At 42.2% G+C, this 12,113-nt stretch carries 11 protein-coding genes; 6 read left to right on the top strand and 5 right to left on the bottom strand.

Annotated features, from left to right (window positions below):
• The first annotated feature begins 277 nt into the window (after window positions 1–277).
• The gene (locus HDC91_RS12275; protein ID WP_162429753.1) at window positions 278–514 is read left to right on the top strand and encodes a hypothetical protein; all 237 of its coding nucleotides are present in this window, start codon (window positions 278–280) and stop codon (window positions 512–514) included.
• Window positions 515–568: 54 nt separating this feature from the next.
• Here the strand turns inward: HDC91_RS12275 and HDC91_RS12270 are convergent, their stop codons facing one another.
• From HDC91_RS12270 to HDC91_RS12255, 4 genes are read right to left on the bottom strand one after another with little or no spacing between them, the layout of a single operon-like run.
• Window positions 569–2,146, bottom strand: coding sequence for a hypothetical protein (locus tag HDC91_RS12270; RefSeq protein ID WP_183552519.1), 1,578 nt, complete (start codon window positions 2,144–2,146; stop codon window positions 569–571).
• Entirely contained in the window at window positions 2,146–3,993 is a 1,848-nt protein-coding gene (locus tag HDC91_RS12265) for a glycosyltransferase (protein WP_183552517.1), read from the bottom strand. The genes HDC91_RS12270 and HDC91_RS12265 overlap by 1 nt, the downstream gene beginning before the upstream one ends.
• A 34-nt stretch (window positions 3,994–4,027) precedes the next feature.
• Window positions 4,028–6,121: a cellulose biosynthesis cyclic di-GMP-binding regulatory protein BcsB gene (locus HDC91_RS12260; RefSeq protein WP_162429750.1), complete on the bottom strand. Its 2,094-nt coding sequence runs from the start codon at window positions 6,119–6,121 to the stop codon at window positions 4,028–4,030.
• Window positions 6,122–6,134: 13 nt separating this feature from the next.
• Window positions 6,135–7,481, bottom strand: a complete 1,347-nt coding sequence (locus HDC91_RS12255) for a sensor histidine kinase KdpD (RefSeq protein WP_183552515.1) — start codon at window positions 7,479–7,481, stop codon at window positions 6,135–6,137.
• 301 nt (window positions 7,482–7,782) lie between these two features.
• Here HDC91_RS12255 and HDC91_RS12250 point away from each other — a divergent pair, with 301 nt between their 5' ends.
• A complete protein-coding gene (locus HDC91_RS12250; protein ID WP_183552513.1) occupies window positions 7,783–7,995 on the top strand; it encodes a hypothetical protein in 213 nt (70 codons plus the stop codon).
• 295 nt (window positions 7,996–8,290) lie between these two features.
• Window positions 8,291–9,271: an acyl-ACP desaturase gene (locus HDC91_RS12245; protein ID WP_162429748.1), complete on the top strand. Its 981-nt coding sequence runs from the start codon at window positions 8,291–8,293 to the stop codon at window positions 9,269–9,271.
• A 23-nt stretch (window positions 9,272–9,294) separates the two neighbouring features.
• Here HDC91_RS12245 and HDC91_RS12240 read toward each other — a convergent pair whose 3' ends face one another.
• Window positions 9,295–9,624, bottom strand: coding sequence for a hypothetical protein (locus HDC91_RS12240; RefSeq protein ID WP_183552511.1), 330 nt, complete (start codon window positions 9,622–9,624; stop codon window positions 9,295–9,297).
• Window positions 9,625–9,736: 112 nt separating this feature from the next.
• On the opposite strand from HDC91_RS12240, the gene HDC91_RS12235 reads away from it, so the two are divergent.
• The 3 genes from HDC91_RS12235 to rpsI all read left to right on the top strand — a co-directional run bounded on the left by HDC91_RS12235 (window position 9,737) and on the right by rpsI (window position 12,101).
• Complete coding sequence (locus HDC91_RS12235; protein WP_183552510.1) at window positions 9,737–10,756, top strand: aldo/keto reductase; 1,020 nt, start codon at window positions 9,737–9,739, stop codon at window positions 10,754–10,756.
• A 495-nt stretch (window positions 10,757–11,251) separates the two neighbouring features.
• On the top strand, window positions 11,252–11,689 hold the full coding sequence (rplM, locus tag HDC91_RS12230; RefSeq protein WP_183552508.1) for a 50S ribosomal protein L13: 438 nt from the start codon (window positions 11,252–11,254) through the stop codon (window positions 11,687–11,689).
• Between the two features lie 25 nt (window positions 11,690–11,714).
• Window positions 11,715–12,101, top strand: a complete 387-nt coding sequence (gene rpsI / locus HDC91_RS12225; RefSeq protein ID WP_162429744.1) for a 30S ribosomal protein S9 — start codon at window positions 11,715–11,717, stop codon at window positions 12,099–12,101.
• Window positions 12,102–12,113 lie beyond the last annotated feature (12 nt).

The raw sequence follows: 12,113 nt of genomic DNA, 5'->3' as shown, positions 1-12,113 counted from the left end.
GGTCGATAGTCCATAGTCATCTGCACATCTGAAATCTGCACATCTGCACATCTGGAACCTGCACATCTGAAAAAGCGTTCACGTTCGGCGCACGTTCACACCGTGAACACTCATGAACGCTTCATTATCAGTTACTTCCGTTTTTAACTACTGACAGGGTACTGTCACCATTTAAAATATTGGAATTGTTAAGGGCGAAGTATACATGCCTGCATTGTATTTTAAATAAAACAGAACCAAATCGGGAGCGGTGTGTTGCTTTATAAAAACATATACTATGAAAAATCCATTTAAAAAACACGATAGCAGCAGCGGTAAATTAGTAGCAGGTTTGGCGCTTGGGGCAATTTTTGCAGGTGCGATTGTATATCTGTATATAAAACGTAAAGCCGATATAGAGGCCGAGGCAGCCGAATTGAAGGAGCATGCGCAAGATTATCTGAAAGAGAAGCATAAGGGCGCCAAAAAGTTAAAAACTGATGTAAGCGAACTTGCAAATGTTGTGAGCCATTAGCGGCCATATCAAATCACACAAGCTGCGCGCTAAGTAACGCGTAGGTTGTGTGTGTTAAAAAGGCTCGCTTCCGTTGGTGATGATGCGGTATACCACCCAGTCGTTTGTTTCAAAAACCTTACGGAAGTTTATATCCGGTATGGTTTGGCTTATGGTAACAATATACTTGTTATTAAGTTGCGTATACCCCGATACCACGTTTTTAGCAGTGGCCACAACTACATAGTCTGCATATTTATCCGGCGATTCCAACGCGCTTAAAAAATTGCTTTCGTAAGGCATTATAAGGGGCTTTATATCGTTTGTAAAGGCTATTACGCCATAAGCAATAGCATCATCTACCAACACGTGCGAATCTGAAGGAAGGCTGTTCAGATAATTTGCAACATCGATATTATCCTGTTGCTTGTCATCCTCCTCGCGGTTAAAAAGTACTTTTACAAAGTTCTGTTCTTCGGGTATCGAAGAGGTGTTTAGGTAGTACCAGCCAAAGTATAGCTGAAAAACAACCGTAAAAGCCAATAAAATTTTAAAGTTTTTTTGGTCTTTTACGGTATGTGCTTTAAATATAACGCACAAATAAGCCAATATTAAAAATATCATGTAATACTGGTACGCCAAAAATACTTTATCGTATTTAATGTGCAGAAACTCGATAAATGCAAAAGGGATCAGGATGGTTAAAACCTGGTAGGTGCTCTCTCTGAACAGATACATGGCAATAAGTATCATGGGGCAGAAAAGCACAACCCTTGCTGACAGAAGAACAGAAATTTCTGGGATCTTATAATTCGTATTGGTGGTTTGCTGGTCAAAGCTTAACTTATCTATTAATACATTCCAGGTAGCATAGGGGCTTTCGGCAAAGTAATTAAGATCATTGGCATGGGTAAGGTTAAGCAACTTGTAGCATAACACAGCTACCAGCGGCAGGCTAAATAAAATAATATACAGCGCAAATGTTTTGTTGATTAGCTTGCGCCTTAATGATGGGCTGTTGAAGCTTAAAAATAGACGGAAGATAGATTCCTGCTCGCCCAGGTTTAAGCTATGCAGGGTAATGGATAACACCAGGGGCAAAAAGAACAGGGTTAACCAAATAAATTTATAATCGCAAAAAATGAGCATCACCAGGCAAATACTTGCAATTGACACGTGGAATGTAGTATTTGACCGGTAGAATTTAAACAGGTTTAGAAAAAACAGGAAGAAGAATATTAAGATAAGATAAATGCTTTTGCCGGATGCGGCGGTGTAAATAATGCCGGGATGAAGCAAAAAAATTACCAGCAGCAGCCAGATATAACCTTCATCGTTAAGGCGTTTTGCCACCGTGCTTGCAATAATGTAAAACAACACGCCGGTGCCAATTGCCGAGGCCAATACGGGCGCAAGCGTGTTACTGAAAATAGTAAATATAAAAGTGGTGTAAAAAGGTATCATGGGCGTGGTTAAGCCCATTACTTTTAAACGGTTGCCCAAACCCTCAAAAACTATTTTCGCTTTTTCGATATAAAATAACGACTCGTGGTTATAGTAGTTCAGGTTGTTTAAATAAATGCCGCATACCAGGTAGTAAATTACCAGCAACAGGGTAAGTATGGCCAAATATATAGTACCTGTTAACTTCATTATTTTACAACGTTTACGGGGCTATTAACCTTACTTAACCCGTGATTGGTTTTTTCCCAGTAAAAAGGCTTGGTTACCAATTGGTACAATCCTTTATATGCAGCTATTGAGTGCATTAGCCAATAAATAGGGTTGGCTATGGCAAACAGTATCAACTCGTAATAGCGGCGTTTAAATACCGCTATCATATTCACATATATCATCAGGATATTGCCTACCATCAGGTTAAATATCGACATAAATAAAACCCAGTCGGGAAAAAGAGTGCGTATGCTCGAAAGATCAAACACTACATAGCATATAAAAAAGGCCAGCATTAGCGGGTATACTAAAAAAGTTACCGGTGTTGCGCCTATAAAAAAGTTAAAGCCTAAAAATCCGCGCCAGCCAATTTCTTTCCATAGCTCAACAGGGTGCCGCATGTGTACCAGATAGGTTTGCATGTAGCCTTTTATCCAACGGCTGCGCTGGCGTATCCAGTTAAATGGCTCGTTATTGGCTTCTTCGTAGGTGGTGGAGTTAATGATAGCTATTTTATAACCCTTGGCGTAAGCCCTCACGCCCAGGTCGGCGTCCTCGGTTACATTAAAGGGGTCCCAGGCACCCAGTTCTACCAGTTCGTTAAGCTTAAAGTGATTGCTTGTACCGCCCAGAGGGATAGGTATATCCAATGTATCGAGTCCAGGAAGCATATAATCAAACCAATACGAGTATTCGAGGGTGAACATCCTGGTAAGGAAGTTCTCGTTGCGGTTAAAGTAGTTTAGAGCGCTTTGTACACAAATATAATCCCACGGTAGTTTGTTAAAAAGCGCTACCACTTTTTTTAACTGGTCGGTATCGGGTATATCCTCGGCGTCGTAGATAGTGAGGTATTTGCCGCGCGCAAAGTGCAGCCCGTAATTGCAGGCCTTTGGTTTGGTTTTAGGCATATGAAAAGGCACCACTATCACCTCAAATACGGCCGGGAAGTCAAGGTTCTTTACAGCGTTAAAAGTTTTGTCATCATCCTCTTCTATCAGCAGCTTAATATCCAGCTTATGGCGCGGGTAATCAATTGACTGCAGGTTCCATATTAGCTTTTTTATCAGTTTATCCTCTTTGTAAACGGGCAGCAATATGGTATAAACGGGCAGTTCACTTTCCTTAACCTGCTTCAGGTCGTCGCGGGTAACCGCCTGGTGAAGTTCGAAACGGGAGCCTACCAGCGCCAGGAACAGCTTAAAAATAATAGCTACCAAAAAGAACGAACTGATGATAACGTTAACAATTATAGATGTGTTTTTAAAGCTTATAACCAGCCCAATAGTAACCAGGCCAATGATTATAAAAATAAAGATGAGCTGCGCGGTAGAGAACGTTACAATGGCCGAGTTGTCCGGGTCGCGTTTCATGAGTTCGAACACCGACGACTTGATATACTTTTCGCCTAATAGCTTATTGCTTAACCAGGTTATATCCAGGTCGGACGCTATGATCACCTCGGCTTCGCGATCGTAGGTGAATCTTATATAATCCAAAAACAGGGGGTCGTCCGGCGAGGCCATAAGGCAAACCACTTTGTTGTTTTGGATGCGCAGGGGGATAGCCAGCCTGTCGTGTGCGAAATTAAGGTCGATTTTGTTTAAAACTTCACTATCATACGCTTCCTCCCGCGGGTGTTCGCTTATGGTGTACCCCGCGTTAAGTAACGATCTGTCGTAGTTCTTGCGCGATATATATCCCGAAGTTAAGGCAATTTTAATGAAGGATAAGCCCGATTCCATTGAATGTTGTTCAATCTCCTCGCGTTCGCCTGCTGTAATAAAGCCATCATTAGTTAATAATTCGGGAATTGGTATCCTCATGAATTAATATCAGTTAAATTTTTGAGGTTGCGGGTTAATCGTTAAACAGATCCTGCGATTTTTGTACCCGCGAACGTATGTAAAGGAACGACAACAGGATAAGCACCAGTATACCTAGTAAGATATACAGGTTGTAATTGTCCCAAAAGCGGGTAAGGGCGCTTTTTGTATCAATATACTCCAGGTTTTCGCTTGATTTGTTTATATTAAACAGGTACTTATTATTGTTAACATCAGATATACAAACGTTGCTGCTGAGGGTTGACAGCTGCTCGGTAATAGATTTGGATGCCGATAAAAACGCCTCGGCCAGGTGTGTGCCGGTTGCGGTTAACACAAGGGTTGCGTTGTTGCTTCGGCCGTAAAATATCTGGGCCAGCCCGTTTGATGTGGTATCAGACAGGGAATAGACAATGGTATTATTATCGGTATTATAAAGCCTGAAGTTGCGATCGAATTTAATAGGCGCGTCAGGGAATTCATTCCTGGTGAACAGGGGGTCGTCTTTAGCCAGCAACGCTATAATATTGTTTTTCTTTAGTTCCGATTGATTGGCGATCACGTCCTCAGAGTACAAAAACTCGGGGAAGTTATTTGCGTTGATATTGTTATTCAGTTCGTAAATAATTTCGCCCATGGCGCCGGCAGCATATTTAGCAAACTTTTTTGATACCACTATGCGTGTTGTGCCACTATTAAATGCCTCGGGGTATTGGTAAAAGCTCAGGTCGCTGGTAATAAAGGGGTTTTTTGATTCCAGGTACGATTTATCCACGTCAATTTCGGCAAAGAAATTGGTGAAGCTGTTTTTACAGTTACCATTGTTAGGATAAAACCTAAACTCGGCCTCAAGGGTGTTATATTTATGATGCTGGTAGCGGTTAATGGTTACCGATGTGTTTAATTTGCCCGAGGCGTCCAGCTTTTCGCTGCTCAGCAGTAAACCGTTCAGGTAAATATTAAAGAAACCGCGGTCGCCCGGGTTAAGGCTGCTGTAATTGGCTACAATGCGTATTTCAACCTCTTTAGGCGTAAAGCTAAAATCGCTGTTTTTAAAATTGAAAGAACTTTTTAACGAACCTATCCCCGACAAGAAATCGCTTACACCGCCAATTTGTTTCAGCGATAGTTTAGAGCGGTTTTCATCAATGGTTTTAAAAAAGGTGTTTTGCGCCTTGTTAACCAGCAGGTAATCGCCAAAGGTTGAATTCAGCACGTTCATATTACCCAGGGCGGTAATGGTTTTTTCGTAGCCGGTATCATCGCCACCCGTAACAAACAATATTTCGGTAGGCACAACCTCCTGCGATACTGATTTTACCTCCATAAACTTGCCGCCCAGGTCAACCATGCGGGTTACCGTATCGGTTACTGTCGACACAGATTTATGCAAATACAACAGCCCCTGGTTGGCCTGTGGGGTTACTTTTACCAACGCGCGCTTATCGGCGCGCAGCGTAGGCATTGTGCCTACCATAATATAGTTACGTACCGTATCGGGTAATTTGCTTAGCTCAAATACATTAATTGTTTTTGTTTGCGTTTTCTTTAACCTCGAATAAGCCCATGCAACCGCTTTAAGATCGTGAAGGGTTGGGTTGCTGTTATAAACTATAGCCGTTTTTGAGTCGAAGCAATTGCTGATGTTTATGTTGTTAAAAAAGTTTTTATTGCTTTTTACCAACGACAGGTACGAGTAGTTTTTAACCTTTAGCCACATAGCGGGGTTGTCAAGGTCGCGGCATTGGTCGTCAGTAATGGTTAAAAGGGTTTTTACGGTTATCTTCAGATACCTGTCGGCCGAAACATCCGCAGGGGTAAGGTTTAGCATTATTTTTTGAACGGAATCTTTTGTTAAACGGCCGCTATATACCGGTTTTGAACCAAGGAAAAGGTTGATGTACGACCTGTCGCGTATCAGCGCCTGCGATGGTTCAAAATAAATAACCAGCTTACTCCCGCTTATTTCATACTGTGGCGTTATTTTAAAATAGAATGAAGTAGCCCCGCTCATACCAAATATGGGCTCGTCATCGGCATGGCCCAATGCTTTGAACGACAAAATGGATTGCCCGAACGAAGCAGTGCTAAGAAATATAAATGCCAGGAAGGTAAAAAATCTGTTCATTAGGTTATAAGCGTTAGTTTATTACGTAAAATTCTACTCTAAAATAATTTCCGTTATCGTCGCTGCGGTAAATTAAGTCGCCGCCGAGTTCTTTTGTCATTAGTTTGGCAATTGATAAGCCCAGGCCCAACCTGCTTTCCATGGTGCCCGATGCATCGTTAAGCGTTTTTAGCTTATTAAACATCATATCCAATTCGTCCTGGCCAATGGCAACCCCTTCGTCAATAATTTCAAAAACAAACTTTTGGCGCTGCAAACTGGTAACTACTTTAATGTTGTTGTTTGTTTGCGAAAACTTAATGGCGTTGGATAGCAGGTTTTGAAATACCTGGCCTACAAAAACCTTATCAAGCTTTACGTTAAGGGGTAGCTTTAAAATATTATCGGTAAGGTGTATGTTTTTCATGTGGGCAGTTTCGAGCAGGCCCTTAAACACATGCGTAACCTCGGCGTTGATATCAAAGATCTCCATGTTAAATTTCATCTCAGGCGATTCGATCTCTTTAACATCCATTAGCTTGTTAAGCATGTACTGCATTTTTTCAGCCGATTCTGCAATGTAGCCGGTGTATTCTTTTTGGTCGGCACTAAGGCGGTAATCTTCTTCCCTTAACATATTATTGCTCATGATAATAGAGCCGATAAGGTTTTTAAGATCGTGGCCCGCTATGTTAATAAAGCTGTTCTTTTGATCGTCCAACTTGCGTAACTGTTCGTATTGGCGGTCTATAATATTATTTTTTTCGTTAATGTTGTGGTTTTGCTCCTTTAGCTGCTCGTTCGATTTTTCGATGAGTATCTGCGAGCGTACATCGCGCGCTATAACCTTATAGCGGGCGTTGGGGATAAGGCAGGATATAAACGCGATGATGAAAAATATCTGGCCACCGCTGTTTATCACCAGGTCTACAGAATAATCGCTCAAAATGTTGTAGCAAACGGCAAGCAGCAGCAAGGCAAGCAAAGTTTGAGCAATAGAGTTGATGGGCTCCCAGAAAACCTGCAGGTTAAAAAACAATATAATGGTAGCAAAAATTAAGTAATAGGTTGTTTGCTGCTGTATATTGACCACATTACATAAAACAGCACAGGTAGCCGATAGTAAAAAGAAGCAAATGTGCAGCAAAGTTCGGTAATTATACTTGCGGGCCTGAAAAAAACTATACAAGCCGTATATAACAAGCACGGTGATTATTCTTACGATAAAAAACTGCAGCCAAATGCTATTGGCGTAAATGAAATCGATAATGCTGAAAATAGGATATAGAAATATAATTGTCCAGATTATATTATTGGTTTGATACCATGCCCTTTTGGATATCTCCTTTTTATATTCCTCTTTTGAAATTTGAACAAACATTTTGTGTCCTTAAGTATAATATAAAATAATCCCAGCCTTTTGTACGGTTAATATATTGAAAAACACGGTAACTAAAAATGGAATTTTAAAGCTGCCCACAAAGCTGCCTATTATTATAGTAATTATGCAGGGCATTAACGCAAAAAACACTCCAATACCTGTAATCTCGCAGTAAATAGCGTTTACACGCGCAAATAGCCCGGAAAACGGGAGTTGCATACCGTGGTTAGCGCAAACGTGAAATAAAGGTGTTTTAAGTATAAAGCCCATAAAAAACAACAGCATTGTATTAATTAAGGCATTGTGGTTTAAAAACGTAACGCTGCCGGTTGCATTTGTATATTTCAGGGCTGCTCATATACCTTATGAGAAAGTATTTGCACATATTGATGAAGTTTTGAAACAATGTGATAAGTATGGGTTAAAGTTAATAATTGATTACCACTACGGCTACCTTAATGATAATTATTACCTAACCGAAACGCCCGAAATAATGATCGGCGGCTTACTATAGCCCCGGGGCATAAACAGCAAAGCGCTGAAAAGTTTTTTCGGAATATACAATGAGCCACCAATAGGGAAGGTAGATAAAAGGGCACTTTAATTTTCAGGGCGTCAAACTTTAACCATAGTTATGAGTTAGCCGTATGGCACACTTTGCCGGGGATGCCCTTATCTTAAGTCTCATTTTATTTAACGGCCCGCCCGCTATCAAGAACTTTGTGGCGTGCATGAACAGGTGTTGACTATAAAATAGTGAAATAATATATTGGCATTAAATTACTAACTTTGCATACTAATAAAGGACTATGAAATTTTACGAAGAAAAACGTAAGGAGGTAATGGGGCACATAGAAAAGTTCATGCTCGAAAAGATGAACGAGTACTTAAAACCCATTGATACAATATGGCAGCCATCAGATTTTTTACCTGATGCTTCAAGGGATACGTTTTTCAGCGAAATTAAAGAAATGCAGGAAAGCGCCCGTGGCTTGTCGTACGATCTTGTTGCCGTATTAATTGGCGATACGATTACCGAAGAAGCACTGCCCACCTACGAATCGTGGTTAACCATGGTTGAGGGGGTGTCAGATAACGAAGAAGGCGGCTGGATGAAGTGGACCCGCTTATGGACGGCCGAAGAGAACCGCCACGGCGATCTGCTGAATAAATATTTATACCTGAGCGGCCGGGTGAATATGCGGGCCATGGAGGTTTCTACCCATTATTTAATTGCGGATGGATTTGATATAGGTACCGGCCACGACCCATACCGTAACTTTATTTATACGTCGTTCCAGGAGCTGGCCACCAACGTATCGCACCGCAGGGTTGCATCGCAGGCAAAAAAGGATGGTGATACGTTGTTATCTAAAATGTGCGGTGTTATTGCCGGCGACGAGGCTCGCCACGCCAAGGCATATAAATACTTCATCAGCAAAATATTTGAGGTTGACCCTAACGAAGCTATGCTTGCTTTTGAAGATATGATGCGTAAAAAAATTGTGATGCCGGCGCACTTCCTTCGCGAAATTGGTTTAAAGATCGGGCAAACCTTCGGTCATTTTACCGATGCCGCCGAACGCCTGGGTATATATACCGCTATTGATTACGTAGATATATTAAAAGAATTGATTGAGGATTGGCACATCGAGAGCGTTAGCGACCTGAAAGAAGACGGCGAAAAAGCTCGCGATTACATCATGAACCTGCCGGCACGGCTATTACGCGTAGCCGAACGTATGAAAAACCCTATGCTGGAATATAAGTTCAGCTGGATATACGGATAGGATATAAATACGGAAGGCTCTTTTTAAGAGCCTTCTTCAATTAAACTGATATTGTCCCTTCCGGGGAATTCCATATACAGGTTATTTAGTATATCCTCTAACGTGAGCACATTTACATCATCAGTATAATGCTCAGATTTGATAACATCTACCTCATTCCCTTTAAATTCAAACCGGAATAAAAAGCCGTCGTAGATATCGGTATTTTGTATCTCAATGCTGTCGTCGGTATTTACAATGTTAAAGGTAAGCTCCACCTGGCGCCGCTCCTTAAACAGGGGTAGTAGTTTTTGCCGCAAAAAATCAGCGTAGTCACTGGCATTTATCGGGGTATCGGTATTGATAATTTTCATGGGCGTGCGTTTAATATATTACAATCAGCTTACCCTATTGTTTCCCCGGCATTTTTATTTGAGCTTTTAAAACCGCAGTTTTGTTTAAAACGTTCATTATAAAACTACCATCATGAAATATAAATTATTGGGCCGCTCGGGTCTAAAGGTATCCGAGCTTTGTTTAGGTACCATGGGTTTTGGCACCGAAGGCGGCTGGGGTGCAGACGCCGCAACCAGTTTTGAAATAATGGATGCCTACGCTAACGCGGGAGGCAACTTTCTGGATACGGCCAACATATACAAACTGGGCACCAGCGAAAAAATTATCGGCGATTACCTGGCCAACCAGGACCGCGACTACTTTGTACTGGCCACTAAATACACCTTAAAGGATAATACCACTAACCCCAACGCCAGCGGCAACAACCGTAAAAATATGATGCGCAGCGTGGAGGAGAGCCTTAAAAGATTAAAAACCGACTTTATTGATGTGCTTTACCTGCACATATGGGATGATATAACCCCCATTGACGAAGTAATGCGCGCCATGGACGACCTGATTAAACAAGGTAAGGTTACATACGCCGCTATAAGCGATACGCCCGCATGGGTAGTAGCCAAAGGCAACACCCTTGCCGAGCTAATGGGCTGGAGCCAGTTCATCGCCCTTCAGGTAGAGTACAGCCTGCTGGCCCGTACTGCCGAGCGCGAACTGATACCGATGGCCAAACACTTCGGCATGACAGTTACCCCCTGGGCGCCATTGGCCGGCGGCGCGCTAACCGGCAAATATTTAAAAGGCGACAAAGGCCGCATAAAGCCCGACAGTAAACGCCTTGATGCCCGCGCAGAGAAGATAACCCGCGTGGTAATGGAAATAGCGCAGGAGCTTGGGGTATCCGAAAGCCACGTTGCCCTGCAATGGACCATGAGCAAAGGTTTCAGCTGCATTCCTATCGTGGGCGCTACCAAAGTAGATCAATTAAAAGATAACCTGAAAACTATAGACGTTACCTTAAGCTCTGAACATATAGCCAAACTGGATGAAGCCAGCAAGATAGAATTAGGCTTCCCCGGTGATTTTTTTGCGGAGGATGCCGTAAAGATGAACAGCTTCGGCGGGTTTTATGATAGGGTGGAGAAGAGATAAGACCACCAACCCGTCATTGCGAGGTACGAAGCAATCTCAAAACTATGCGTGAATGCTTTGCATATCGCGTGTCTATCAGGAGATTGCTTCGTACCTCGCAATGACGGTGGCTGTAGAGACGCGATACCTCGCGTCTCTTTCGCATTTAACCCGCGTTAGGGATTGCAGCGGATACCGGCCTGTGCCTAAAGCCTGAAGGCGTATGAGCGTAAAGCCCGGGCCGCAGGCAACGCCATTATAGTGAATGGTGATTGAATAAGTTGTGAGTGGTTCTCATAAATTATGATCTTACGTCAACAACTATTTTTATTTCGCCGTTTACCATAACACTGTTATCAACTCGTCCTAACCACTCACCTAATCAACCGATCTAACCACTCACCATACCATCAATAATTCCACAAAAACCATTTGTTAATTAAACAATTAAGCCTATCTTTGCAGTCCCGTAAATACGGGGTAAAGTATACGTTTAATAAATTTAATTAAAAGCAAGTGAATACGTTAAGTTACAAAACTGTCTCAGCCAACAAGAAAACCGTTAATAAAGAATGGGTTATTGTTGATGCAAACAATGAGATTTTGGGGCGCTTGTGTACTAAGATCGCGATGATGATCAGAGGTAAACACAAGCCAGGGTTCACCCCACACGTAGACTGCGGAGATAACGTAATTGTTATTAATGCAGACAAGGTTAAACTGACAGGAGACAAATTTGCCACCAAGCAATATGTTTCGTACACCGGTTATCCGGGTGGTCAGCGTTTCATTTCTCCAAAAGAGTTAATGGCAAAGCATCCTGAGCGTGTGATAGAGAAAGCCGTACGTGGTATGTTACCTAAAAACCGTTTAGGCCGTGCTATTTATGGTAACCTGCATGTTTACGCAGGTGCAGAGCATCCTCATGCCGCTCAAAATCCAAAAACCGTTTAATTTTTAATCACAAGGAGAAAAGAAAATGCCAACAACTAACACCTCAGGCAGAAGAAAAACCGCTGTTGCCCGCATCTATCTGAGCGAAGGCAATGGTGCCATTACCGTTAACGGTAAAGATTACAAAGAGTACTTCCCTACCTTACCATTACAATATATCGTTATGCAATCAACAGAAGTTTCTGGCTCGGCCGGTAAATTTGATGTGAAAGTAAACGTTGCAGGTGGTGGTGTAAAAGGCCAGGCAGAAGCCGTTCGTTTAGCCATCGCGAAAGCTATTGTTGAACTGGACCCGGAAAAGAAACCGGCATTGCGCGCTAAAGGTTTAATGACACGTGACGACCGTATGGTTGAGCGTAAAAAACCAGGACGCAAGAAAGCACGTAAGAAATTCCAATTCAGTAAACGATAATTTAAGGAGGAC

It is taken from the genome of Mucilaginibacter sp. AK015 (assembly GCF_014200785.1).
Taxonomy (GTDB): domain Bacteria; phylum Bacteroidota; class Bacteroidia; order Sphingobacteriales; family Sphingobacteriaceae; genus Mucilaginibacter.
The sequence above is the reverse complement of the archived record's forward strand: the minus strand, read 5'-3'. Positions and strand labels throughout refer to the sequence as shown.